We start from the raw sequence: 23725 nt of genomic DNA, 5'->3' as shown, positions 1-23725 counted from the left end.
GACATGCCGATCTGGATCAGTGGTTCCTGTGCGCTGCACAATCTTTTGGCTTGCGGCATGATCGCTGCGAAAATAAGCTCCGGTTCGATCATGCGCGGGACGAAATCCCCGCCAACCTTACGAAAAGAGGCGTGAAATGAGCAACCCCCGCACCCTGATTCTCGCCGCCGTTTCGGGCCTTGCCCTGACGACGGCATCGGCCCAAGCCGAGACGCTTACCATCTCCTGGTGGGGTTTCAACGGCGAGAAGCTGGACCAGTTCATCGTGCAGCCCTTCCAGCAGCAGTGCGGCTGCGAGCTGGTGTTCGAGACCGGAAACAACGCAGACCGCCTCAACAAGGTGAAGATCCGCAACGGCGAGGGCGTGGACGTCATCTACCTGACGGATTCGTTCTCCCAGCTGGGCATCGCAGAAGGGCTGTTCCAGCCCATCGACCGCTCCAAGGTGCCGAACATCGAGGGCCTGTACGACCTTGCGCAGGACCCGCAGGGCGGCTACGGCCCGGCCTACACGATCGGCCGCGTCGGCATCGTCTACGACGCAGCCAAGGTCGATCCGGCCATCACCAAGTGGGCCGACCTGTGGCGCGAGGATCTGGCGAGCCAGGTTTCGCTGCCGGGCATCACCACCACGGCCGGTCCGATGGTCGTGATGATCGCCGGCGAGAAGGCCGGCACCGATGCCTTCGAGAATGCCGATCCGGCCTTCGCCGAGATCGAGGCGCTCAAACCCAACGTGGTCAAGAACTACAATACCGGCTCGGAGATGATCAACCTGTTCTCGACCGGCGAGATCACCGTGTCGCTGGCGCAGGACTTCGCGCTCGGCCAGCTCAAGGCCGCAGTGCCGACGGTCGAATGGGCCGAACTCGAGGACGGCGCGATCGCAACGCTGAACACGGTGAACATCCCCAAGGGCGCGGCCAATGTGGAGCTGGCGCACGAGTTCATCAACTTCATCCTCGACCCCGAGCTGCAGAAGACGCTGGCACAGAACGGCGTCGACGCGCCGGTGGCCGCCTCCGTCGAGCTGACGCCCGAGGAAGCCGCCCAGTGGACCTATGGCAAGGAGATGATCGACGGGCTGAAGCGCGTCGACTATTCCAAGCTGAATGCGTCGAAGGACGCCTGGGTCGACCGCTGGAACGAAATCTTCGGGATGTGATGGAAGCAGCCGGCCCGGTCTTCGGGCTTGCGTACTGATGACCGACCTCTCGACGCCCCCTCCACCATGCTTCGCATGGTCCCCCTCCCCCGTTAACGAAGGAGGAACCAAGGTCACGGACGGCCGTGACGACTGGTTCTTTCCTGCGAAGCGTGGGAGGTGGACAGCAGACGGCGGTGGAGGGGGCGCTCCAACCGAAGTTTCCCCATGCTGAAACGCTTTGCCGGATGGGTGCTTTCCGCGCCGGCCACAGTGCTGGTCGTGGTTTTTCTGGTGCTGCCGGTGGCGGCAACCATCGCCGCGACCTTCATCGAGCCGGCGGGGATAATCGCGCCCTACCAGGCGTTCTTTTCCAGCGGGTTTCGCCGCACCGTGCTGTGGCGCACGCTGGAAATCTCGCTCATCACCACGGTGATCTCGCTTTTCGTCGGCTTCCTGACTGCCTATGTGGTCGCGCGCTCGCCGGGACGCATCAAGAGCCTGCTGATCATCGCAGCCGTCTTTCCGTTGCTGACGGGCGTGGTGGTGCGCTCGTTCGCGTGGCTCATCATCCTGGGCCGCAACGGCATCCTCAACAATTTCCTCGTTTGGCTGGGCGTGACCGACCAGCCTTTCGCGATGCTCTACACGCAGTGGTCGGTGATCGCGGCGATGGTCTACCTGTTCGTGCCGCTGATGATCCTTACGCTCGTCGGCGTGCTGGAGAACATTCCGGACGACGTGATCCAGGCGTCGGCCTCGCTGGGCGCTTCGCCGGCGGCCACATTCCGGCAGGTGATCTTCCCGCTGGCGGTTCCCGGCCTGATCGTCGGCGCGGTGCTGGTCTTCACCGGCTCGTTCACGGCCTATGCGACGCCGCAGCTTCTGGGCGGAGAACGCCAGATGGTGATGGGCACGCTGATGTACCAGCGCGCCATGGTGGCGTTCGACTGGACCGGTGCCTCGACGATCGCAGCAATCATGGTGGTGGTGACCATCGCCGTGGTGCTGTTCATGACGCGGGTGGCCCGCCGTCTCAACCCGATGGCGACCTGACATGACCACCCGCCTCCACCCCGGCCTCATCGCCTTCGCCGTCGTCGTCTACATCTTCCTGATGGGGCCGCTGATCATCGTCTTCGGCGCTGCGCTTTCCGACACGACGTACTTGACCTTCCCACCGCAGGGGCTGACGCTGCGGTGGTTCGAGCGCATCTTCGAGATCGGCGCGTTCCGCCGCACGATCATCACCAGCGTGCAGGTGGCCTTTCTCGCCACCGCGATGGCGCTCATCATCGGCATACCGGCCGCCTATGCGCTGAACCGGTACCGCATCCAGCTGCCGGGGTGGCTTTCGACGCTGTTCGTGCTGCCGATCCTGGTGCCGGAGATCGTGCTGGGCTTCTCACTGCTGCGTTCGGTCGCGGTGGGGCAATCGACGCCGATCTTCATCACGCTGCTGATCGGTCATACGCTGATCGTGCTGCCCTATTGCGTGCGCGTGGTCTCGGCCAGCCTCGCCTCGTTCGACTTCTCCATCGAGGAGGCGGCGATCAGCCTCGGCAGCCGGCCGCTGAAGACGTTCTTCACCATCGTCCTGCCGAATGTGCGATCCGGCGTCATCGCGGCGTTCATCCTCGCCTTCATCACCTCGATCAACGACGTGTCGGTCTCGCTGTTCCTCACAGGACCGGGCATATCAACCCTGCCGATCCAGATCCTCGCCCATGTCGAGCAGTTCTTCGATCCCGTCATCGCGTCGGTTTCCGTGCTGCTCATGCTGCTCACCGTCGCCGTCATGGCGATCGTGGAACGCACGCTGGGCCTGACATTCCTCGCCAAGTAGAAGACGCCATGACCGCTCCGCTCTCCGTCGAACATCTGACCGCCCATTACGGGACGACCAAGGTTCTGGACGATTTGTCGCTCAATGTCGGGGCGGGCGAACTCGTCTCGCTGCTGGGCGCTTCGGGCTGCGGCAAGACGACGACGCTGCGCCTTATAGCGGGCTTCCTGGAACCGACGCAGGGCTCGATACGGCTGGGCGACACCGACCTGACGAAGCTGCCGGCCTACAAACGCTCCATCGGCCTCGTGTTCCAGAATTACGCGCTGTTCCCGCATCTGTCGGTGCTGGACAACGTTGCATTCGGGCTAAAGCAGCGCGGCATCGGCGGGGCGGAGCGCAACAAGCGGGCGCGCGCCATGCTGGAGCGCGTCGGGCTCGACCAGCTTGCAGACCGGCTTCCCGGTGCGCTGTCGGGCGGGCAGAAGCAGCGCGTCGCGCTGGCGCGCGCGCTTGTGATCGAGCCGCCGCTGCTGATGTTCGACGAGCCGCTGTCGAACCTCGACGCCAAGCTGCGCGTCGACATGCGCGTCGAAATCCGCCAGCTCCAGCGCGCCAACAACACCACCGCCGTCTACGTGACCCACGATCAGGAGGAGGCGTTCTCGATCTCCGACCGCGTGGCGATCATGCATCAGGGCCGCATCATGCAGCTCGATACGCCGGAGGTGCTCTACCAGCGTCCGGCCAACGCGTTCGTGGCACGGTTCGTCGGGTTCGAGAACCTGATCGCGATGAAGGCGACGGCGCGCGCGGGCGAGACCGTGACGGCGCAGGCGCCCGGCGGGGTCGAGCTGACGCTGCCGGTGGCCCGCTTCGGCGACATTCCCGACGATTTCGTGCTGGCCGCGCGTGCCGACGGGCTTGCGGTAACGGCCGATCCTGCCGCCGCCGGCATCCCCGCGACGCTCGGCCTTCGCACCTATCTGGGCCGCGCCTACCAGTATCAGTGCGAAACCGCGGCAGGACCGCTGATCGCCAACGGCCCGCTGTCGGAGCCGCTGGAGCCGGGGACGACTGCGAAGCTTGTGCCGGTGCCGGACCAGTGCTGCGTGCTGAAGTCGGAATAGACATGACCACCCTCATCACCAACGCCACGCTGCTGCCGTGCACGCCGGACATGCCGGTGGTCGAAGGCGGGTGGCTAAGGATCGACGGCGAGACGATCACGGCGACGGGCGCTGGCCTTGCGCCGCAGGTGGCCGGTGCGGAGGTTGTCGACGCGGGCGGCGGTGTCGTCATGCCGGGCATGGTCAATCCGCACTGCCACATGGCGATGACGCTGTTTCGCGGGCTGGGCGAGGATGTGGACGACCGGCTCTATCGCTACGTCCTGCCGATGGAGCGCAAGTTCGTGACGCCGCAGATGGTGCGGGCGGGGACCGCGCTGGCGGCGCTCGAACTGATCGAGGCCGGCGTGACGACCGTTGCCGACATGTATTACTTCGAGACCGAAGTAGGCCGCGTCGTGGACAAGGCGGGCATTCGCGGCGTGGTGGGCCAGACCATCGCCGACTTCAACCCGCCCGATCACAAGACCATCGACGAAGGCTTCGCGCTGACCGAGGAACTGGTTGCCGAGTTCGCCGGCCATTCGCGCGTGACCGCGTCGATTGCGCCGCACGCGCCTTATTCCACCGATATTGCCGTCATGAATCTCGTCGCCAGATGGGCCGACGACCATCCCGACGTGCCGGTGCAAATCCATCTGGCGGAGATGGATTCGGAAATGGAGTGGTGCGCCAAGAACCACAACATGCGGCCGGTGGAAGTGGTGGAGAAGGCGGGCCTGCTGCGCAAGGGGCTGATCTGCGCGCACTGCCTTCACATCAACGACAGCGAGATCGAGCGCATGGCGCACGCGCAGGTGTGCGTGGCGCACAATGCGCGCTCCAACGCCAAGGCCGGGCGCGGCATCGCGCCGGTGGAGGCGATGCGTGCGGCGGGCATCCCGGTCGGCGTTGCGACGGACGGGCCGATGAGCGGCAACACGCTCGACCTGTTCTCGCAGTTCGCGCCGGTGACGATGTTCCAGAAGCTCGCAGGCCACAGCCGCAAGCCGATGCCGGCGAAGGAGGTCATCCGCATGGCCACCATCGAGGGCGCCAAGGTGCTGGGCATGGACGGCAGGGTCGGCTCGCTGGAGCCGGGCAAGCAGGCGGACCTGATCCGCATCGACATGTCGGCACCGCGCGTCCAGCCGATATACGACCTCTATTCGACGCTGGTCTTCGCCTCGATGGCGGTGGACGTGCAGGACGTGATGGTGGCGGGCCAGTGGCTGATGCGCGGCCGCGAGGTGAAGACGCTGGAGCGCAGGAAGGTGATGCGCGACGCGCTGCAGGTGGCCGCGGAGTTCAAGGCGGAAATGGCGCGCATCGACGCGGCGGGATAGGGGTTGCTGAGAAGCGGCCTATGCGGGATTTTTTTGCGAAGGGAACCCCCACCCTCTATCCCTCCCCCTTGAGGGGAGGGTAAGGGTGGGGGTTAGCCTCGTGCAGAGCAATCCAAGTTGGCTCCTTCACCAAACCACCGGGTGGCTCTCGCCGGTCTGCACGTTGACGAAGCCTTGCGGAACGGCATCGGTGGGCGCGACGAGAACCCAGCGCCATGGCGCGCAGGTGAGCGTGGCGAATTGCAGGCGTTCGGGGAAGCCGGGAAACCAGCGCGGCGAGAATGTCGGCTCGTAGAGCCACTCGATCTTGTCGGCCGCGCGGTAGAGCAGTTCCATCTCGGCATCCAGTTCAACGGCGGTGCGGCACGTCATCAGCCCGCCGATCTCGTAGCGCACCTCGGCGCGTATCTCGCCGCCGCTGGCCAGCGCCCAGCCGCCCTGGTTCTGCGCGATGCGGTCGACCACCAGCGCCATAGCCTCGTCGGACGAGCCGACGACCCAGATGTTGTGCTGGTCGTGCGCGACCGTGCAGCCGACCGCCGTGTCGGGCGTCGCAGGCCCGCAGCCGAGCCAGAACATCCTGGCCACGCGGCCTTCGCCGGAATAGCGGTCGACGATCGCGAACTTGGTGATGTTGCGGGCGGTGTCGCGCTGGACGTGGCCGTTCTCCACCGGCAGTTCGGTCTCGATGAAATCGTAGGCCCAGTGGAACGGCCGCAGGAGCGCGGCCTTCATCGTATCGCGGCCTGCCTCGGCGGCTATGGCGAAATCGTCAGGGGTCACCTTGCGGTCGATATTGACGGTCGTTCGGGCCCAGTCCGGCCAGTCGATGCGCGGCAGGGGACCGGTATACGTCTTGCCGGAAGAGGCCTGCCGGCCGTCCGCCCAGACTTCGGCGATCTCGACTTTCCCGACACCCTCCAGCAGCACGAAATCGGCGAAGCGGCCGGGCGCGATGCTGCCGACCCACGGCGTCAACCGCATGTGGCGCGCCGGATTGATTGTGACGCACTGGAACGCGATCTCGGGCGACAAGCCGCTCTGGATGGCGAGACGGACATTGTGGTCGGTCGCGCCCATCTTCAGCGTGTCGGAGGCGCTGCGGTCGTCGGTGGCGAAGGCGACCTGGCTCCAGTCTCGCAGGCCGCGCTCCAGCAGCCCGCCGATGATGTCGGGCATGGAATGCGGCCTGATCTCGAGGAAGATGCCGCGCCGGATTTTGTCCCACGCCTCTTCGGGCGTCCACGCCTCGTGGTCGGAAGACAGGCCGGCCGCGGCGAACGCGTTGATGGAGGCGATGTCGCGCAGCCCCGCGCCATGGCCCTCGACCACGCCGCGCTGCTCGAATGTCGCGCGGATTATGCCCCAGAGACGCTCGTGGGACGGGTTCTGCGGGTTCCAGACGGCAGGCCAGTCCATGACTTCGTCGAGGCCGGCCACCATGGCGCTTTCGCGCAGGAAAGCGGCCTGCTCGTCATAGCCGAAATGCCCGCCGCCATATTCGTAGGCGGTTGGCGGCACGGCGGAGCCGGGCAGCGGAAATATCTTCATCGGCGAGCCGGCGCGACGTGCCGTCAGCCAGAATTCGAGATTGTGGGGACCATCGACATTGGAGAACTCGTGGCTTGCCTCGCAGGTCCAGGTATTGCCGCGGGGGATGACGAGGGCGGCCTCGTGCTCCGGCGTGAGGTGCGAGCTTTCGATATGCTTGTGCACCTCGCCGAAGCCGGGCACGGCGGCAAGGGCGCTGCGGTCCACATGCTCGGCTGCCTCGCCGGTATAGCTGCCCGCCGGGCCGACATGGGCGATGCGCCGCCCGCGAATGACGATCTCGCAATCGTCCATCCACGTGCCGGTGCCAGCCTCAAACATGCGGCCGACGCGAACGATACGGTCTGCGGCGCGTTTGCCCAGCGCGACCAGCACGAGATCCTGCCGGATGCGGACCTCGTCGGCCGCGTCGATGAGAAGGTCTTGGGGGAGTTCGCTCATGGCGCACTTGTAGTCGAGGCGCCAGACGATATGAAGCGATAGAACGCAGCAACGAGCAGGCCAGAATGTCCGACCAGATCATCCGCGCAGTCATCGACACCGACCCCGGCATAGACGACGCCGTCGCCATCCTGCACGCGCTGTCGTCGCCGGCTTTCGAGATCGTCGGCATCACGACGGTTGCGGGCAATATCGGCATCGAGACGACGACGCGAAATGCCGGGCGCATTCTCGCGCTGGCCGGCCGTAGCGACATTCCGGTCGTGGCCGGAGCGACGGCGCCGCTGTCGCGCAAGGGCTTCGACACGGCCGACATTCACGGCAATGACGGGCTGGGCGGCGTCAGCTTTCCCGAGCCGGCGGTGCCGCCGCTTTTCGATGCGGTGGAATGGCTGGCCGATCTGCTGATGCGCGAGCCCGAAGCGAGCATCGACATCCTCGCGCTGGGGCCGCTGACCAATATCGCGCGGCTGGCGACGGACCATCCCGAAGCCGCGCGGCGCATGCGCCGGCTGATCGCCATGGGCGGCGCGATCGACGAGCCCGGCAATGTGGGCCCCAAGGCCGAGTTCAACATCGCGGCCGACCCGGAGGCTGCCGCCATCGTGTTCGCAGCCGGGCTGCGCACGGTGCTGATCCCGCTCGATGTGACGCGAAAGGTGCGCGCGACGCGCGACTATACGGCGGCTTTGCAGGATGCGGGCACAGTGGCCGCAGCGGCGTCGGGCGAACTGATCGACGCCTATTTCCAGACCACCACCGGGGGCGAGAGCCGCCCGCTGCACGACCCCTGCGTGATGCTCTATACAGAGCGGCCGGACCTCTTCGTCATCGAGCGCCTGCCGATAGTGGTCGATCTCGGCGATGCGCCGGATGGCGGCGCGCTGTTCGTGGAAGAAGGCGAGGGCAGCACCATCGACGTTGCGATCAAGGTCGACGGCGCAAAGGCCCTCGAGCTGCTGGCGACGCGGCTTTCAGGGCGCTGAGCGGGCGGCCTCTCAACCGGCGCGCAGTTCCTGCTCGACCAGCGTGGCCCAGAAGCGCACGCCGGGCTCTATGGCGGCGTCGTTGAAATCATAGCGCGTGTTGTGATGCAGCGCGCCGTCGACGGCGGGCCCGTTGCCGAGCCAGACATAAGCGCCGGGCACCCGCTGCGAGAAGATGGCGAAATCGTCGCCTGCGGTGGAGGGCGGGTAGGCCGACATGATGCGACCTTCGCCCAACGCCGCCCGAGCGGCGCGCAGCGCACGGCTGGTGGCGTCCTCGTCATTGATGACCGGCGGCATGCCGCGACGGTATTCGTAGTCGGCGGCGATGCCGTTGGCTGCGGCGACGCCGGTGGCGATGCGGCCGATCTCCTGTTCCACCATGTCTCGCACCGCATGGCTGTAGGCGCGCGCGGTGCCGCCGATGCGCACATCGTCGGGGATCACGTTGAGCGCCTCGAAGTCGCCGGCGGAAAGAGCGCACGCGCTGACGACGGCGGCCTCGACGGGATCGACGCGGCGCGAGACGATCGATTGAATGGCGGTGAGGAACTGGCCTGCGGCAACGACCGGGTCGAGGCCCAGATGCGGCTTGCCGCCATGGGTGCCCACGCCCCTGAAGGTGACTTCCCACCGGTCGGACGAGGCAAGCTGCGGGCCGGAGACGACAGCCATCTCGCCAATGGCGATGCCGGGCATGTTGTGGAGCCCGTAGAAGCGGTCGATGGAGAAACGCTCGAACAGCCCGTCATCGACCATCGCCTGCGCGCCGCCGCGCCCTTCCTCTGCCGGCTGAAAGACGAAATGCACGGTGCCGGAAAACGATTTGCGCCGCGCCAGCGCCTTCGCCGCGCCGAGCAGCATCGCGGTGTGGCCGTCATGGCCGCAGGCGTGCATCTTGCCGGGAAATTTCGAACGGTAGGGTCGCTCGGTCGCCGTTTCTGGCATGGCGAGCGCGTCCATGTCGGCCCGCAGGGCGATGGAGGGGCCGTCGCCATTTGTTAGGGTGCCGACGACGCCCGTCCTGCCGAGACCGTGCCGGACCTCGATGCCGCAATCGGTGAGGTATTCGCGAACGATGGCGCTGGTGCGCTCCTCCTCGAAGCCGAGCTCGGGGTGCGCGTGCAAATCCCGCCGCAGCGCTGCGAGCGCCTCGATTTCCTTGCCGTCGAGGAAAGATGTCATGTCTGGACTCGTCTTGCTGTCCGGATAGAAAGGGTACAGGGCAGGTCGCCCTTTTCAAGATGGAAAGCAACCCGTTGACCTTCGCGCCGCACGAGTTTTGGCAGGAAATACAAGCGCCCGGTACGTTTGAGGCCCATGCGGGCAGCGGGTTCCTGGACTTCTACCCCGCTGTCCTTGCCGACGGGCGGCAGCTTGCGCTGCCGATCCGCGTGCTGCCGGGCGGCGACGACCGGGCGGTCGCGTCGCTGATCGTCAATCAGGCGAGCTTTGAGGTCGAGGACGCGCTGGCCGAGGCGATGACGGCACATGCGCATGCGTTCGCGCCGGAGGTGGTGGTGGGCGTGCCGACGCTGGGTCTGCCGCTGGCAGCCAACGTCGCGCGCCGGCTGGGCCACGCGCGCATGGTCGCGCTCGGCACCTCGCGCAAGTTCTGGTACGACGACGCGCTGTCGCAGCCGCTGCGCTCGATCACCAGCCCCGGCGGCGAGAAGCGCATCTATCTCGATCCGCGCATGCTGCCGCTGCTCCGGGGCCGCCGCTTCGTTCTGGTGGACGACGTGGTGAGCACGGGAACGTCGCTGGTTTCCGTGCTGCGACTGCTGGAGGGTGCAGGCCTGCGACCTGCCGCTGCAATCTTCGCCATGCTGCAGGGCAAGCGGTGGAAGGCCGCGCTGGACGATGCGGGCATGCACGACCTTGCCGTCTTCGGTGCGATCTGCTCGCCGCTGCTGGTGCGGGGCGGCGACGGCAGATGGCGCCCCGAACTCAGCGCTGCGTAAGCGCAGTACCCTCGGCGACCCTGTCGCTCGGATGCATGACGACGGTTTCGCCTTCCTCGAGACCCGAAACCACCACCGAATTGCGGGCGTCGCGCGCGCCCAGTTCGACTGTACGCAAGCGCGCCACAGCGTCGCCGCCGGCAACGAACACAGCCCAGTCAGCGCCCTGGCGGAAGAGGGCCCCCAGCGGAACCAGCAACGCGTCCTCGTGCCGTTCGACCGTGATGCGCGCGGTGACGCGATAGCCGTGACCGAGGCCAGGCCGATCTTCCGGCGGCGCGACGAGGTCGATGATCGTGCGCACCCGCTGTTCCTCGATGCCAAGCGCGGAAACCTTGGTGAAACCGGTGGGCTCGACGCGCCGCACGCGGGCCTCCAAAGGCGGGCCGCCCCAGCCCTCTATGCGCGCGTCGGCCTGCGGCGGAATGCGCACCGCGTCGGCCGACAGGAGCTCTGCGACAACCTCGAGCTCTGCCGGATCGCCGATCTCGACTAGCACGGTGCCCGCTGCGACGACCGCCTCGCTCTCATGGTGGATGGTGAGGATTTCGCCGTCCACGGGCGCTTTGACGGTGATGCAGCAATCGTCGTCGCCGTTGCTGCCATCTGCCTCCGGCCCTTCGAGCCGGGCCTGCGCACTTTCGCGCTCCCGGCGCCGCATCTCGGTAGAGGCGGCCGCGCTCGCCAGCCGCGCTTCCGCCCGCGTCACAGCAGCCCGGGCCTCCTGCTGCGACCTGTCGGAGACGATGTTGCGGCGGCCGAGTTCCTCTATGCGGCCGGCCTCGGCGCGTACGAGTTCGAGCTCGGTTTCCGCTTCCCGGTACTGGGCGTCGGCAAGGCGCACGGCCGCGTTTGCCGCGGCCAGCGCCGCCTGCGCCTCGCGCCGTGACCGCGTGTCGAGCAGCGCGGGTGTGGCCGGGCGCACCACGGCGACGACGGTTTCGCGCGCGACGACCTTGTCGCCGACACGGCCGGGTGTGCGCTGTACGGTGCCGGCGACGGGGGCGGACACGGTGTAGATGTCGGTGATGCGGGTCTGGCCGTCGTCGCTTACGGTCACCTCCAGCGTGCCGCGATCGATCGTCGCCAGATCGACCGCCACCGGCTGAGGCCGGAAGGTCCAGTAGGCGAGACCGCCGGCGACGGCGAGGCCGGCAAGGATGAGGGCGGTTTTGCGGAGCGAAATGGCCATCGGGTCACTCTCTCGTCTTCAGAACTTCGATAAGGTCCAGCCGGTCGATCCGCCTGCGCACGATAAGGGCCGACAGGGCGGATGCGACCAGCACGACCACGCTCGCCCAGCCGTAGGTGGAACGCTGGATGACCAGAGGCAGGCGGAAAAGTTCGGTGGCAAGCCCCTCGGCGGTGGAATAGGCCATGAGATATCCGAGCAGCCACCCCATCGGCAGCGCAAGCAGCGTCAGCAGCGCGAACTCGCCTAGCAGGATCCACGACACCTCGCCGCGCGTGAAGCCCAGCACCCGGAGGCTCGCAAGCTCCCGCCCCTGCTCGGAAAGCTGGATGCGCGCGCCGTTGTAGACCACGCCGAAGGCGATGATGCCGGCCAGCCCGACATAGATCGTCACCATCATGATGAGGTTCTCCGCCATGGTCTCGCGGAACTTCTCCACCGCCGCGCGCTGCAGGGTGATGGAGCCCACCAGCGGCAGGTTCTTGACCGCGTCGTAGAGCTCGTCGATGCGCGATGCATCGGCGATCACGTGAACGGCGGAGATAGACGGGGCTTCGCGCATCAGGCGGTTGAGCGCGTCCATGTCCATATAGGCGCCAAGGCCTATATAGCTTTCGACGACGGCCGAGACAGGGAGAAGCACGGTTTCGCGATGCTCCTCCATCAGTTCGACCTCGACCGTGTCGCCGCGCCCGACATCGAGTATGCCGGCCAGCGCGGTGGTGAGAACGACGCCCTCGTCCGGCATCGTGACCTCATGGCCTTCCACGTCGAGCAGGCGCGACAGGGTGGAATCGCCTGGTTTTCCGGTGATCGCCAGCCGTCGCTCCAGATGGCCGTTGCGGAAGCGCGCGGCGACCATGCGGGCGGGTTCCGCCGCAAGGACGCCGGGAAGCCGCTCGGCCTCGTAGAGCGCTTCGGCAGGAAGCTTGTGAACGAAGCTGAGCGTGGCGTGCTGGCGCTCGGCCCCGAAGAAGGTGACGTCGATCATCTCGTCGACCGAATCGAGCGCGAAGAGAGTGCCCACGAGCATGGCGACGGAAAGCGACATGCCGAAGCTGGTGAACAGCGCGCGCAGCGGCCGTCGCACGATGTTGCGGCCGATCATCACCGTGGTCTGCGGCAACAGCGACAGGAGCGGAACGCCGTCGGGCAGGAGCTGCCGATAGCGCGCAGGCGCGGGTGGACGCATGGCAACCGCCGGAGGCAGCGCGGCCGCCGCGCGCACGGAACGCAGCGCACCCAGCATGGCGGCGGAGACAGAGACGACGATGGCGATGAGATAGATGTCGACCCCGGCGCGGAAGATGAGGAAGGGGAAGTGGAAGAAGTCGCCGTAGAGCCGTGTCAGCCCGCGCCCCAGAAGCGTGCCCGCGCTCGCCCCGACGAGGACGCCCAGCAGCGCGATGACGATGACCAGCTTCAGATAATGCCACGCCACCGCCGCGCCGGTGTAGCCGACCGCCTTCATCAGCCCGATCTGCTCGCGCTCCAGCGCGATCAGACGCGACAGGATCATGTTGACGAGGAAGCCGGCCACGAGAAGGAAGATCGGCGGCAGCACATAGCTCATCGCCTGAAGCTGGTTGAGCTCGGAATCGAGGAAGGCGTGGCTCTGTTGATCTTCGCGATCGTGCGCCCCGCGCCCGCCATAGGGTTCGAGCAGCCGGTCGATCTCGTCAATGACGACATCGGGCGACTGGCCGCGCAGGAGCTTGACGGAAATGGCGTTGAATGCGCCGTCGAGGTCGAAGGCCGCCGAAAGGGCCGTCTGCGACATCCAGACGAGACCGAGCCGCCGGTCGTCGGGCATGAGATCGGTCACCACGTAGATGAACTCCGGCGACAGCGCGACGCCGACGATGGTCAGATCGCGCTTGCGGCCGTTGATGACCGCGCCGAACGTGTCGCCCGGCACGAAGCCGTGGGCATTGGCGAAGGGCTCGTTGACCACGACCTCATCCGGGTGGCCGGGCGCTGGGAGCCGGCCCAGCCGGAGATAGAGGCGGTTCAGCACCTGCTCGCCATCGTCGGGCACCGAAACCAGCATGCCGCTTGCCGGTTCGGCCATGCCCTCGATGTCGAGGATGGCGTTCTGCGTGATGCGGGTTTCCACGCTGGCGACGCCCGGCAGCGCCGCGATCTCGTCGCCCAGCCGGTTCGGCGCGCGGGTGGCCGTGGCGAAGATATCGGCGAAGGCGTTGCGCTCGTAATAGGCTTCTCGCGTCTCGAACAGCGAGCGCTGCGCGCCGACCGCCAGAACCAGCGTCATCACGCCGGCCGCCATTACCAGCGCAATGGCGGCCACCTGCGCCCAAAGCCGCAGGAGGTCGCGCAGAAGCTTTCGGTCGAGCGCCTTCATGCGCTTACCACGCGATCGAGGCAGGTGCCTCGCGCTTCTCGTTCTGCTCGATGCGTGCCACGCTGCCGTCGGCGAAATGGATGACGCGGTCGGCCATGCGCCCGACGGCCATGTTGTGGGTGATGACGAGAACGGTGGTGTCGAGCTCTCGGTTGACCTGCGCAAGAGCCTCCAGAACGCGGATGCCCGTCTTCGAATCGAGGGCGCCGGTGGGTTCGTCGCACAGAAGCACTTCCGGCTTCTTGGCGATGGCGCGGGCAATCGCGACGCGCTGCTGCTCGCCGCCGGAGAGTTGTGCGGGAAAGTGGTTGTGCCGGTCGGCCGGCAGACCGGCGATCTCCAGTGCCTCGCCGGGGTCCATCGGGTCGTGCGCGATCTCGGTGACGAGCGAGACGTTCTCGCGCGCCGTCAGGCTGGGCACCAGATTGTAGAACTGGAAGACGAAGCCGACATGGTCGCGCCGGTATTTCGTCAACTCGCCGTCGCCGAACGCGGTGATCTCCTCGTCGCGGAAGAACACCTTGCCGTCAGTGACCGTATCCAGCCCTCCGAGGATGTTGACCAGCGTGGACTTGCCGCTGCCGGAAGGACCGAGCAGCACGATGAACTCGCCCGCATCGATGGTGAGGTCGACGCCGCGCAGCGCATGCACCTCGACCTCGCCGGTGCGATAGACCTTGGTGATGCCCTCGATTGTGTAGATCGGTCCGTCGCTCACGCGGCCTCCGTTCTCGCAGCCGAATGAGCGTGAGTCTAACGTGGATCGACGCGCGTTGATACACGTCAAAGGTGCATCGATGTCGAAGCCGCTTTATTCGGCAGCTTGCGCCTGCCGGAGTTCCTGGGCGACTTCGGCCAGGATTTCGTAGGAGCGTACGCGGGCCGAATGATCGAAGATCTGCGCCGTCACCATCAGCTCGTCTGCTCCGGTGCGGGCGACGAAGGCCTTGAGCCCTTCGCGCACCGTTTCGCGAGAGCCGACGATGGCGCAGGACAGCGCATGGTCGAGCATCGCCAAGGCTGCCGGATCGACTTCGGTGTCGAAACCGGGTTTGGGAGGCGGCAGCTTGCCGGGCCTGCCGGTCCGCAGGTTCACGAAGGCTTGCTGCAGCGACGTGAACAGGAGCTTCGCCTCCTCGTCGGTGTCGGCTGCGATGACGTTGAGGCCGAGCATGACATAGGGCTTGCGCAGATGCTCCGACGGCTCGAAGCGGGCGCGATAGACCTCCATGGCCTCTTCAAGCTGTGCGGGCGCGAAGTGCGAAGCAAAGGCGTAGGGCAGTCCGAGCATTGCGGCGAGCTGCGCGCCGTAAAGGCTGGAACCAAGAATCCAGACAGGAACGTCGAGCCCGGCGCCGGGCACGGCGCGCACGCGCTGGCCGGGCTCCTCCGGCTTGAAATAGTGGATCAGTTCGACAACGTCGTTGGGGAAGCTGTCGACGCCGCCGCTCATGTTGCGCCGCAGGGCGTGGGCGGTGAGCTGGTCGGTGCCGGGCGCGCGCCCGAGGCCGAGGTCGATGCGTCCGGGATGGAGTGCAGCCAGCGTGCCGAACGCCTCCGCGACCATCAGGGGGGAGTGGTTGGGCAGCATGATGCCACCCGCACCCACCCGGATGGATGACGTGCCGGCCGCCACATGGCCGATGACCACAGCGGTGGCGGCGCTGGCGATGCCGGGCATGTTGTGATGCTCGGCCAGCCAGTAGCGGTTGTAGCCGAGCCTTTCGGCATGGCGCGCGAGATCGAGCGTGTTGGCCAGAGACTGCGAAACGTCGCTGCCTTCGGGAACGGGCGAAAGATCGAGAACGGAGAGCGGTATCATCTGCCGGATATAGGATGCCGCCCGCCGTTCACCAAGCGCATCACGCTTGTGCCAGCGCAGGCTTTTTCGCCGCCACGGCCTTGCGCACTTCCGGAGCCACCCTGGTGCCGAAAAGCTCGATGGCCTTCATGAGTTTCGCGTGGTCCATCACGCCGATGGCCATCTGGATGACGAAGCGGTCGAAACCGCCGAAGACCTCGTGGTTGGCGAGGATCTTGTCGGTGACTTCGGCGGGGCTGCCGGCGAAATTCGCGCCGCGCGGCCCGGCGGAGGCTGCGAACTGTTCCTTGCCCGTGGGCCCCCAGCCGCGCTCGCGGCCGATGCGGTTCATCACATCGGTATGCGGCGGGAAGGAGATGTCGATGGCCTCCTGCGAGGTCTCGGCCACGAAGCCGTGGACGTTGATCGACGTCTTCAGCGTTGCAGGGTCGCGGCCGAACTTGCGCGCGGCCTCGCGATAGAGGTTGAAGAGGGGTGCGAAACGGTGCGGCTCGCCGCCGATGATGGCGAGCGCCAGCGGCAGGCCCAGCATGGCCGCCCGGCCGACCGATTGCGGCGTACCGCCGACGGCGATCCAGATCGGCAGCTTGCCCTGCTGCGGGCGGGGATAGACGCCGCGCCCGTCGATCTTGGGCGTATGCTGACCGCCCGGCCAGGTAATCGTCTCGCCTTCGTTGAGCTTGATGAGCAGATCCAGCTTTTCGGCAAACAGCGTGTCGTAATCTTCAAGCGCGTAGCCGAAGAGCGGGAAGGATTCGATGAACGAGCCGCGCCCGGCCATGATTTCCGCGCGGCCGTTGCTGAGGTTGTCGAGCGTCGCGAACTGCTGGAAGACGCGGATCGGATCATCCGACGACAGAACCGATACCGCGCTGGAAAGGCGGATGTTCTTCGTGCGGGTTGCCGCCGCCGCCAGCGCCACGGCAGGCGCTGACGCCGCGTAGTCGGGCCTGTGATGTTCGCCCAGCCCGAAAAAGTCGAGGCCGAGCTGGTCGGCCAGTTCGATCTCCTCGATCAGGTTTTTCAGCCGCTCGGCAGGCGAGACCTTCGCCCCGGTGACCGGGTCGGAGCCGATATCGGCGAATGTGTAGAGACCGAGTTCCATCGTTCAACTCCCGTGATTTCAACGACAGATAGGCTGTGGGGCCCGTTTGCGCAAAGTGCCATCCGGTGAACAGTGTTTCCTCCCATGCCGGGCGCGGAACCAAGCGGAAGGCGACCCGTTCCCCGACCACGGCAAGGTTTATCAGGGGCCATCATGACGTTTTCAATAGTCGCCCGCTGCCCGCGAACGGGCGAGTTCGGCATCTCGGCAACGACGGCGCTGCCGGCGGTGGGCAAGCTGCTGACGCACGCATCGCCGGGTGCAGGCGCCATCGCGACGCAGGCGCGGCTCAACCCATATCTGGGCATCGACGGCATTCGGATGCTGCAAAGCGGCATGTCTGCGCAGGATACCATCGCCGCGCTCGGCGAGACCGACCCGCGCATGGACCGCCGCCAGTTGGGCGTGATCGACCGCGATGGAACGACCGCAATCTGGACCGGAGAGGGCTGCAAGCCATGGGCCGGCGGGGCGACGCACCGCGATTTCTGCGTGCAGGGCAACAGGCTCGAAGGACCGCAGGTGATCGAAGCCGCCGTGATCGAGTTTCGCCAGAGCGAAAGCCAGCCGCTGGTGGAAAGGCTGGTGCGGGCGCTGGCGGCCGGCATGGCGGCAGGAGGCGACCGCAAGGAGGAACGCTCCGCGACCGTCTATGTCGTGGCGACGGAAGAATATCCGCTCTGGGACATCCGCGTGGACGATCACGACGACCCGATCGGCGAGCTGGTTCGCCTGCACGGCGTGTTCGACCGCGAACTGCTGCCGCATATCAGGCGCATGGCGACACGCGCCAACCCCGCAGGCGTCTTCGAGGAAGGCGATGTCTGAGATCGCCGCCGACACGAAGCCCGAAGCCGTCTCGGTAAGGCGACCGCGCGGGGAGGCGCTGCCGCTGCTCTATGATTCGCCTCATAGCGGGCGCGTCTATCCCGACGATTTCGGCCATGCGGTAGACCGCCGAATGCTCGTGGGCGGCGAGGACCGCTTTGTGGACGATCTGGTGATCGACGCGCCAAGCTGCGGCGCGACGCTGGTGAAGGCGCTTTTCGCGCGCACCTATGTCGATCCCAACCGGATGCCGCAGGACCTCGACCCGCATCTGCTGCCGGAAGACTGGATCGGAGAGACCGCGCCGTCGATCAACGCCGAGCGCGGGGTAGGGCTGATCTTCCGGCTGATCGGAGATTCGGTGCCGATCTACGACCGGGAACTGACGAGCGCGGAGATAATCACGCGCATCGAGGATTACTGGCTGCCCTATCACGACACGCTCGACCGCGAGATAAAGGCGCTGCACGACCGCTTCGGCGAGGTGTTCCACATCAACTGGCATTCGATGCAGGCCACCGGCAACGCGCTGTCGCCTGACCCAGGCCGCAAGCGGGCCGATTTCGTGCTGGGCGATCTGGACGGGGCGTCCTGCGCGCCGGGCTTCACGCGTTTCGTCGCCGACACGCTGGAAGGGCTGGGCTACAGCGTCGCGCTGAACGACCCCTACAAGGGCGCCTATATCGTCGAGCGCTACGGCAGGCCGGACGACGGCTTCCACACCATCCAGATCGAGATCAACCGCGGCCTCTACATGGATCACGGCACGCTGGACCGCACCGGCGGCTTCGCGTCGCTGAAGGAGGATCTGACCCGCTTCACCGAGACGATCGCGGAATACGCGCAAGAGCGCGTCGCATGATCTATTTGCCCAGTACGAGCGTCCAGTAGCGGCGACCGTCCTGCGTGCCGGCATAGGCGAGGCCGAAACGCTCGAAGCGCGGGTCGAGCATGTTCCGGCGATGGCCAGCTGAATCCATCCACATCTGGAACACGCGCGCCGTGTCCATGCGGCCATGGGCGAGGTTCTCTGCGGCGGGTGCGGCCACGCCGTCCTGCGCCATGCGCGTGGCGAAGTCGCGCCGCCAGCCGGTGTCGTGCGCCATCTTTCCGGAACTGGCCATGTAGGCGGACTGGCGCATCGCGGCGCGTTCCAGCGTAGAATCGGGCTTCAGCGACGAGAGCCCTGCCGCCGAGCGGATTTCACTGAGGTGAGCGACGCCCGAGCGCGACGCACCGGCGCTGTTGCCCGGCGTTGCGCCGGTCTGGCAACCGGCGAGAACCGCAAGAAGAGCGATTGAGGCAAATGCTGCCCTGGGAAATGTGGTGGTCCGGTCGCGCTGCATGACGCCCCCTGTCGATTCGAGCGCGCTTCAATCGCCGACGATCATGGCAGGATGCGGGCGTCAGTCCGCATCGTCCACGACATGCAGGCGCAACTGGCCGGTGCGCGAGCTGGCCGCACGGCTGGCGGGCTGGTCGTCGGAAGCCTCGGCATGCTCGACGCCAAGCTCCAGCGCCTCGATCTTCGCGCCGCGCTTGGTCAGCTTGTCGGTGGAGGTGAGGATCATCTCGACATCGCGGGTGGCCTGCGAGAAATGCGTCTGGAGCTTGCGCACGCGGTCGTCCAGCCGCCCGACATCCTCCATCAACCGCACCACCTCGTGCTGGATCAGATGCGCCTGCTCGCGCATGCGGGCATCCTTCAGGACGGCCTGGATGACCTGGATCGACAGCATCAGCAGCGACGGCGAGACGATGACGATGCGCGCGCGATGCGCCCGCTGCACCAGCGCCTCGAAGTTCTCGTGGATTTCGGCGAAGATCGATTCCGACGGCACGAACATGAAGGCCGTTTCCTGCGTCTCGCCCTGTATCAGGTACTTGTCCGCGATGGCCTTGATGTGCACGTCCACGTCACGGCGGAAGGCCTGCGAGGCGGCCTTCTGCGCCTCCGCGCCCTCGCTTTCGGCGGCTGCGCGGATCGCGTTCCACGCCTCCAGCGGGAACTTGGCGTCGATGACCAGATCGGGCGCGCCGTTGGGCATACGGACGAGACAATCGGGACGGCTGCCGTTGGAAAGCGTCGCCTGAAACTCGTAGGCGCCGTGGGGCAAGCCATCGGCCACGATGGCCTCCATGCGGCTCTGCCCGAAGGCGCCTCGGGTCTGCTTGTTGGACAGGATCTGCTGGAGCTGGACCACCTGCCCGGCGAGCGACTGGATATTGTTCTGCGCCGTGTCGATGACGGCCAGCCGCTCCTGAAGCTTGGCCAGATTCTCGTGGGTCGACTTTGTCTGCTCGGTGATCGAGTGGCCGAGGCGCGAGGTCATGCCGTCGAGCCGCTCGCCGATGGCCTTGGTGAGTTCGGCCTGCCGGCTGCCGAAAACCTCGGCTATAGTGCCCATGCGGCCCTGCATCTCGGCCTGCGCCTTGACGATCTCCGCCATGCGGGCATCTGCCTCGCGCGCGCGTTCTGCGGCCTCGAACGCCGCCTGCTGGCGCGCTGCCGATGCGCGCCGCAGCGCCAGCACCAGCAGAAGCAGGATGAGCAGGACAAATCCGCCGACGGCAGCGAGCGCATGACCGAGCGTGAGGGTGGTCGCACCGAGCTGGGCGAGAGGGAGCGAAAGGAGCGTGCCGGTATCGTTCATCGCCGGACGATAAACGATTCGCTCCACCGACATAAGATCAAAACAGGAACGCTCCTGCCAAACCCGTTGACGCCTCTGGACTTAGCGATTACCTGACGGGCATGATTAGACCGCTTGTCATCCTTCCCGATCCGATCCTTCGTCAGCTTTCCAAACCCGTGGAACGCATCGACGACGACGTGCGGCGCTTTGCCGACGACATGCTGGAGACGATGTACGACGCGCCGGGCATCGGGCTGGCTGCGATCCAGATCGGCGAGCCGCGCCGCATGGTGGTCATCGACCTCGCCAAGGAGGACCAGCCGAAGGAGCCGCACGTCTTCATCAACCCGGAGATCGTGGCCAGCGGCGACGGCATCTCGGTCTATGAGGAAGGTTGCCTTTCGATCCCCGAATATTATGCCGAGGTAGAGCGGCCTGACACGGTGACGGTGAAGTATCTCGACCGCGACGGCACCGAGCAGCTTATGGTCGCCGACGGGCTGATGGCGACATGCCTGCAGCACGAGATCGACCACCTGAACGGCGTGCTCTTCATCGACCACATCTCGAAGCTGAAGCGCGATATGGTGGTTCGCAAATTCAAGAAACTTGCCAGGGATCGGGTGCCGAGCCAACTGGCTGGCTGACCTCGGCATAGCGGGGTCCAAGCACGCATGTCCCTACGCGTCGTCTTCATGGGAACGCCGGAGTTTTCCGCGGCGACCCTGCGCGCCGTGGCCGATGCGGGCCATGAGATCGTCGCCGTCTACAGCCAGCCGCCGCGCCCGGCCGGACGGCGGGGGCTGGAACTGACGAAATCGCCGGTTCATGTTCTGGCAGAAGAGCTCGGGGTCGAGGTGCGCACGCCGGCTTCGCTGAAGGGCGAGGACGAGCAGGCCGCTTTTCGCGCGCTGAACGCCGATGTCGCGGTCGTGGTCGCCTACGGGCTGCTGCTGCCGAAAGCGATACTGGACGGAACGCGGCTGGGTGCGTTCAACGGGCACGCGTCGCTGCTGCCGCGCTGGCGCGGGGCGGCACCGATCCAGCGCGCCATCATGGCCGGCGATGCGGAAACCGGCATGATGATCATGAAGATGGACGAAGGCCTCGACACCGGTCCGGTCGGGCTGACCGCGCGCGTGGAAATCGACCCGGACATGACCGCCGGTGAATTGCACGACGCGCTGATGAGCGTCGGCGCGACGCTGATGGTCGAGGCGCTGGCCGCTCTGGAGGCGGGAACGCTGGAGCTGAAGCCGCAGGCGGAAGAAGGCGCCACCTATGCCAGGAAGATCACCAAGGATGAAACCCGGATCAACTGGTCGTCCCCGGGGAGAGAGGTGCACGATCGTATCCGTGGTCTCTCGCCCTTTCGGGGAGCGTGGTGCGAGATCGCCATCGGCGGCAAGCCGGAGCGGGTGAAGCTGCTGGGCTCGTCGATGGCGGGTCGCAGCGGGCGACCGGGCGAGGTGCTTGGCGACGACCTGACGGTTGCGTGTGGCGAAGGTGCGGTGCGGCTGACGAAGCTGCAGCGCGCGGGCGGCAAGCCGCTTGACGCAGCCGCCTTCCTGCGGGGCGCGTCGCTGCGCAAGGGAGACCGCCTGTCATGAAGGGCGTGACCATTCGCGAAGCCGCCGAAGCCGACCGCGACGCCATACGGGCGGTCGAGGAGGCGGCATTCGGCCAGCCGGACGAGGCACGGCTGGTGGATGCCCTCGTCGCCGATGGCGATGACGTGCTGGAACTGGTGGCCGAGCGCGATGGCGAAATCCTGGGGCATGTGCTGTTCTCGCGGCTGATGGTGGAAACTGCCAACCGCAGCTTTGCGGCGGTGGCGCTTGCGCCGTTGGCCGTCGCGCCGCCCGCCCAAAAGCAGGGAATAGCGAAGGCTCTGGTGGAGGAAGGGCACAGGCAGTTGCGCCTTGCCGGCGAGGGCCTTTCGGTGGTGCTCGGCGATCCCGCCTATTACGGCCGTTTCGGCTATGCGCATTCGCGTGCCTCGCGCTTCGACAGCCAGTGGCAGGGAGAGGCGTTACAGGCGCTTGCATGGGGAGCCGACGCGCCGGTTGCGGGCCGGCTCGTCTATCCCCCGGCCTTTTCGGCACTATGACCATGCCGCGCTACCGCCTCGACATCGAATATGACGGCCGCGCCTATGCCGGCTGGCAGCGACAGGCCGACCTTGCGACGGTGCAGGGGGCGGTGGAGAAGGCGATCCTTTCGGCGACCGGTGAGACGGTGACGATACGGGCGGCGGGGCGAACCGACGCCGGGGTGCACGCGACCGGGCAGGTCGCCCATGCGACGCTGGAGCGCGAGTGGGACGCATTCAAGTTGCAGGGCGCGGTGAACGCGCATCTGAAGCTTGCTGCCGAGGCGGTCGCCGTTCTGGCCTGCGAGCAGGTGGCCGATACTTTCGACGCGCGGTTCTCGGCCACGTCGCGGCACTATCTCTATGTCATCCTCAACCGGCGCGCGCCGGCAGCGCTGATGCGCGGCAATGTCTGGCACGTGCCGAAGGTGCTGAACGAAGCGGCGATGCACGAAGCGGCGCAGCGGCTGCTCGGCAAGCACGACTTCACCACCTTCCGCTCGGTGCAATGCCAGTCCGACAGTCCGGTCAAGACGCTCGACCGGCTGGACGTGACGCGCGACGGCGACCTGATCGAGGTGCGCGCTTCGGCGCGCTCGTTCCTGCACAATCAGGTGCGCTCGATGGTGGGATCGCTGAAGAAGGTGGGCGAGGGGGCGTGGAGCGCCGATGACCTGGAAGCGGCGCTGAAGGCCGCCGACCGCGCGCGATGCGGGCAGGTCGCCCCGCCCGACGGGCTCTATCTCACCCGCGTCGACTACTGAACCGACGCGGGCGCGATGCCCAGAATGTCCTGCAGGGCGAACAGCGTCATGATGGAGGCGACCAGCATGCCGGCAAAGACGCCGGTGGCCACCGCCGCGCCCTTGTCTATCGCCGCGTTGGTGAGCCGCCACGAAAGCACGAGGCAGCCGAGAAAGATGCCCAGCGAGAGTGTCGTCGCCGCCTCGGCCGCGCCGGGCATCACGAGACGCAGCAGCGAGGCCGGCAGCATGAACCATGCGAACAGCACCGACGCCCAGTTGCTGGCCACGACGTAGTGGACGAAGCGGTCGCGGATGCCGGCGAAGCCTGCGACCACCGCCAGCGCGGCGATGGGCAGCACCCATGAGCCGACATCGACGATGGCGAGGCGGAAGAGCAGGAGCGCGCGGCCGGAGAAGCGTGCGTCGGGTGCTGCAAGTTCGTTCGCCAGGGGAACCCAGCCGACGAGAAGTGCAGGCAGCGCGACGACGATGGCGAAGAACGAGTTCCAGAAGCCGTCAATCGAGACGTCGAGAAGGCGCACGCCGTCGCGCCTGCCCGTCATCATGCGCCATGCGCCTAAGAGTTGCCGCTGGATATCCTCGGCGGGCGGCATG

23 protein-coding genes are annotated in these 23725 nt (G+C 66.6%); 13 read left to right on the top strand and 10 right to left on the bottom strand.

Annotated elements, in window-relative coordinates; translation table 11 throughout:
- Window positions 1-136: 136 nt before the first annotated feature.
- The 5 genes from FY036_RS22880 (at window position 137) to FY036_RS22860 (ending at window position 5385) form a co-directional block, all read left to right on the top strand.
- Complete coding sequence (locus tag FY036_RS22880; RefSeq protein WP_148917000.1) at window positions 137-1165, top strand: ABC transporter substrate-binding protein; 1029 nt, start codon at window positions 137-139, stop codon at window positions 1163-1165.
- Window positions 1166-1375: 210 nt separating this feature from the next.
- Window positions 1376-2200, top strand: coding sequence for an ABC transporter permease (locus FY036_RS22875; RefSeq protein ID WP_148917164.1), 825 nt, complete (start codon window positions 1376-1378; stop codon window positions 2198-2200).
- Between the two features lies 1 nt (window position 2201).
- A complete protein-coding gene (locus tag FY036_RS22870) occupies window positions 2202-2990 on the top strand; it encodes an ABC transporter permease (RefSeq protein ID WP_148916999.1) in 789 nt (262 codons plus the stop codon).
- Between the two features lie 8 nt (window positions 2991-2998).
- Window positions 2999-4060 (top strand): ABC transporter ATP-binding protein, encoded by a 1062-nt coding sequence (locus FY036_RS22865; protein WP_148916998.1) that lies wholly within the window; start codon window positions 2999-3001, stop codon window positions 4058-4060.
- Window positions 4061-4062: 2 nt separating this feature from the next.
- Window positions 4063-5385, top strand: coding sequence for an amidohydrolase family protein (locus FY036_RS22860; protein ID WP_148916997.1), 1323 nt, complete (start codon window positions 4063-4065; stop codon window positions 5383-5385).
- A 126-nt stretch (window positions 5386-5511) separates the two neighbouring features.
- On the opposite strand, the gene FY036_RS22855 is transcribed toward FY036_RS22860, so the two are convergent.
- Window positions 5512-7377, bottom strand: a complete 1866-nt coding sequence (locus FY036_RS22855; RefSeq protein ID WP_148916996.1) for an adenine deaminase — start codon at window positions 7375-7377, stop codon at window positions 5512-5514.
- A gap of 65 nt (window positions 7378-7442) precedes the next feature.
- Here FY036_RS22855 and FY036_RS22850 point away from each other — a divergent pair, with 65 nt between their 5' ends.
- The gene (locus FY036_RS22850; RefSeq protein ID WP_148916995.1) at window positions 7443-8363 is read left to right on the top strand and encodes a nucleoside hydrolase; all 921 of its coding nucleotides are present in this window, start codon (window positions 7443-7445) and stop codon (window positions 8361-8363) included.
- A gap of 12 nt (window positions 8364-8375) precedes the next feature.
- Here the strand turns inward: FY036_RS22850 and FY036_RS22845 are convergent, their stop codons facing one another.
- The gene (locus FY036_RS22845; protein ID WP_148916994.1) at window positions 8376-9548 is read right to left on the bottom strand and encodes a M20 aminoacylase family protein; all 1173 of its coding nucleotides are present in this window, start codon (window positions 9546-9548) and stop codon (window positions 8376-8378) included.
- Window positions 9549-9607: 59 nt separating this feature from the next.
- Between FY036_RS22845 and FY036_RS22840 the strand changes: the two genes are divergently transcribed.
- Window positions 9608-10327 (top strand): phosphoribosyltransferase, encoded by a 720-nt coding sequence (locus FY036_RS22840; RefSeq protein ID WP_148916993.1) that lies wholly within the window; start codon window positions 9608-9610, stop codon window positions 10325-10327.
- Here the strand turns inward: FY036_RS22840 and FY036_RS22835 are convergent.
- The 5 genes from FY036_RS22835 to FY036_RS22815 form a co-directional block, all read right to left on the bottom strand.
- Entirely contained in the window at window positions 10314-11519 is a 1206-nt protein-coding gene (locus tag FY036_RS22835) for an efflux RND transporter periplasmic adaptor subunit (protein WP_148916992.1), read from the bottom strand. The genes FY036_RS22840 and FY036_RS22835 overlap by 14 nt on opposite strands.
- A gap of 4 nt (window positions 11520-11523) precedes the next feature.
- Window positions 11524-13881, bottom strand: a complete 2358-nt coding sequence (locus tag FY036_RS22830; RefSeq protein ID WP_148916991.1) for an ABC transporter permease — start codon at window positions 13879-13881, stop codon at window positions 11524-11526.
- A 4-nt stretch (window positions 13882-13885) separates the two neighbouring features.
- Window positions 13886-14599: an ABC transporter ATP-binding protein gene (locus FY036_RS22825; protein ID WP_148916990.1), complete on the bottom strand. Its 714-nt coding sequence runs from the start codon at window positions 14597-14599 to the stop codon at window positions 13886-13888.
- 93 nt (window positions 14600-14692) lie between these two features.
- On the bottom strand, window positions 14693-15703 hold the full coding sequence (locus FY036_RS22820) for an LLM class flavin-dependent oxidoreductase (protein ID WP_148916989.1): 1011 nt from the start codon (window positions 15701-15703) through the stop codon (window positions 14693-14695).
- A 40-nt stretch (window positions 15704-15743) separates the two neighbouring features.
- Entirely contained in the window at window positions 15744-16808 is a 1065-nt protein-coding gene (locus FY036_RS22815; protein ID WP_148916988.1) for an Atu2307/SP_0267 family LLM class monooxygenase, read from the bottom strand.
- A gap of 153 nt (window positions 16809-16961) precedes the next feature.
- Here FY036_RS22815 and FY036_RS22810 point away from each other — a divergent pair, with 153 nt between their 5' ends.
- Together FY036_RS22810 and FY036_RS22805 are read left to right on the top strand one after the other, a co-directional pair.
- Window positions 16962-17636 (top strand): DUF1028 domain-containing protein, encoded by a 675-nt coding sequence (locus FY036_RS22810; protein WP_148916987.1) that lies wholly within the window; start codon window positions 16962-16964, stop codon window positions 17634-17636.
- Complete coding sequence (locus FY036_RS22805; RefSeq protein ID WP_148916986.1) at window positions 17629-18498, top strand: N-formylglutamate amidohydrolase; 870 nt, start codon at window positions 17629-17631, stop codon at window positions 18496-18498. The genes FY036_RS22810 and FY036_RS22805 overlap by 8 nt, the downstream gene beginning before the upstream one ends.
- Window position 18499: 1 nt before the next feature.
- Here the strand turns inward: FY036_RS22805 and FY036_RS22800 are convergent, their stop codons facing one another.
- Both FY036_RS22800 and FY036_RS22795 read right to left on the bottom strand, forming a co-directional pair.
- On the bottom strand, window positions 18500-18982 hold the full coding sequence (locus FY036_RS22800) for a CAP domain-containing protein (RefSeq protein WP_148916985.1): 483 nt from the start codon (window positions 18980-18982) through the stop codon (window positions 18500-18502).
- 60 nt (window positions 18983-19042) lie between these two features.
- The gene (locus tag FY036_RS22795; RefSeq protein WP_148917163.1) at window positions 19043-20290 is read right to left on the bottom strand and encodes a DNA recombination protein RmuC; all 1248 of its coding nucleotides are present in this window, start codon (window positions 20288-20290) and stop codon (window positions 19043-19045) included.
- 101 nt (window positions 20291-20391) lie between these two features.
- On the opposite strand from FY036_RS22795, the gene def reads away from it, so the two are divergent.
- Genes def through truA form a run of 4 tightly spaced genes read left to right on the top strand, consistent with a single transcriptional unit; the run spans window position 20392 to window position 23128 of the window.
- Window positions 20392-20919 (top strand): peptide deformylase, encoded by a 528-nt coding sequence (def, locus tag FY036_RS22790; RefSeq protein ID WP_148916984.1) that lies wholly within the window; start codon window positions 20392-20394, stop codon window positions 20917-20919.
- A gap of 27 nt (window positions 20920-20946) precedes the next feature.
- Complete coding sequence (gene fmt / locus FY036_RS22785; protein WP_148916983.1) at window positions 20947-21882, top strand: methionyl-tRNA formyltransferase; 936 nt, start codon at window positions 20947-20949, stop codon at window positions 21880-21882.
- Window positions 21879-22382 (top strand): GNAT family N-acetyltransferase, encoded by a 504-nt coding sequence (locus tag FY036_RS22780; RefSeq protein WP_148916982.1) that lies wholly within the window; start codon window positions 21879-21881, stop codon window positions 22380-22382. The genes fmt and FY036_RS22780 overlap by 4 nt, the downstream gene beginning before the upstream one ends.
- A gap of 2 nt (window positions 22383-22384) precedes the next feature.
- Window positions 22385-23128 (top strand): tRNA pseudouridine(38-40) synthase TruA, encoded by a 744-nt coding sequence (truA, locus tag FY036_RS22775; RefSeq protein ID WP_148916981.1) that lies wholly within the window; start codon window positions 22385-22387, stop codon window positions 23126-23128.
- On the opposite strand, the gene FY036_RS22770 is transcribed toward truA, so the two are convergent.
- Window positions 23122-23724, bottom strand: coding sequence for a transporter (locus FY036_RS22770; RefSeq protein ID WP_148916980.1), 603 nt, complete (start codon window positions 23722-23724; stop codon window positions 23122-23124). The two genes, truA and FY036_RS22770, sit on opposite strands and share 7 nt — an antisense overlap.
- Window position 23725 lies beyond the last annotated feature (1 nt).

Source organism: Neoaquamicrobium microcysteis (genome assembly GCF_008180155.1).
Classification (GTDB): Bacteria; Pseudomonadota; Alphaproteobacteria; order Rhizobiales; family Rhizobiaceae; genus Aerobium; species Aerobium microcysteis.
This window is presented reverse-complemented; position numbering and strand designations above follow the sequence as displayed.

Excerpts from the sequence above, each read along its gene's own strand:
- FY036_RS22880 (WP_148917000.1), top strand. The coding sequence starts at position 137 with ATGAGCAACCCCCGCACCCTGATTCTCGCCGCCGTTTCGGGCCTTGCC.
- FY036_RS22870 (WP_148916999.1), top strand. The coding sequence starts at position 2,202 with ATGACCACCCGCCTCCACCCCGGCCTCATCGCCTTCGCCGTCGTCGTC.
- FY036_RS22865 (WP_148916998.1), top strand. The coding sequence starts at position 2,999 with ATGACCGCTCCGCTCTCCGTCGAACATCTGACCGCCCATTACGGGACG.
- FY036_RS22860 (WP_148916997.1), top strand. The coding sequence starts at position 4,063 with ATGACCACCCTCATCACCAACGCCACGCTGCTGCCGTGCACGCCGGAC.
- FY036_RS22855 (WP_148916996.1), bottom strand. The coding sequence starts at position 7,377 with ATGAGCGAACTCCCCCAAGACCTTCTCATCGACGCGGCCGACGAGGTC.
- FY036_RS22850 (WP_148916995.1), top strand. The coding sequence starts at position 7,443 with ATGTCCGACCAGATCATCCGCGCAGTCATCGACACCGACCCCGGCATA.
- FY036_RS22845 (WP_148916994.1), bottom strand. The coding sequence starts at position 9,548 with ATGACATCTTTCCTCGACGGCAAGGAAATCGAGGCGCTCGCAGCGCTG.
- FY036_RS22840 (WP_148916993.1), top strand. The coding sequence starts at position 9,608 with ATGGAAAGCAACCCGTTGACCTTCGCGCCGCACGAGTTTTGGCAGGAA.
- FY036_RS22835 (WP_148916992.1), bottom strand. The coding sequence starts at position 11,519 with ATGGCCATTTCGCTCCGCAAAACCGCCCTCATCCTTGCCGGCCTCGCC.
- FY036_RS22830 (WP_148916991.1), bottom strand. The coding sequence starts at position 13,881 with ATGAAGGCGCTCGACCGAAAGCTTCTGCGCGACCTCCTGCGGCTTTGG.
- FY036_RS22820 (WP_148916989.1), bottom strand. The coding sequence starts at position 15,703 with ATGATACCGCTCTCCGTTCTCGATCTTTCGCCCGTTCCCGAAGGCAGC.
- FY036_RS22815 (WP_148916988.1), bottom strand. The coding sequence starts at position 16,808 with ATGGAACTCGGTCTCTACACATTCGCCGATATCGGCTCCGACCCGGTC.
- FY036_RS22810 (WP_148916987.1), top strand. The coding sequence starts at position 16,962 with ATGACGTTTTCAATAGTCGCCCGCTGCCCGCGAACGGGCGAGTTCGGC.
- FY036_RS22805 (WP_148916986.1), top strand. The coding sequence starts at position 17,629 with ATGTCTGAGATCGCCGCCGACACGAAGCCCGAAGCCGTCTCGGTAAGG.
- FY036_RS22800 (WP_148916985.1), bottom strand. The coding sequence starts at position 18,982 with ATGCAGCGCGACCGGACCACCACATTTCCCAGGGCAGCATTTGCCTCA.
- FY036_RS22795 (WP_148917163.1), bottom strand. The coding sequence starts at position 20,290 with ATGAACGATACCGGCACGCTCCTTTCGCTCCCTCTCGCCCAGCTCGGT.
- def (WP_148916984.1), top strand. The coding sequence starts at position 20,392 with ATGATTAGACCGCTTGTCATCCTTCCCGATCCGATCCTTCGTCAGCTT.
- fmt (WP_148916983.1), top strand. The coding sequence starts at position 20,947 with ATGTCCCTACGCGTCGTCTTCATGGGAACGCCGGAGTTTTCCGCGGCG.
- FY036_RS22780 (WP_148916982.1), top strand. The coding sequence starts at position 21,879 with ATGAAGGGCGTGACCATTCGCGAAGCCGCCGAAGCCGACCGCGACGCC.
- truA (WP_148916981.1), top strand. The coding sequence starts at position 22,385 with ATGCCGCGCTACCGCCTCGACATCGAATATGACGGCCGCGCCTATGCC.
- FY036_RS22770 (WP_148916980.1), bottom strand. The coding sequence starts at position 23,724 with ATGCCGCCCGCCGAGGATATCCAGCGGCAACTCTTAGGCGCATGGCGC.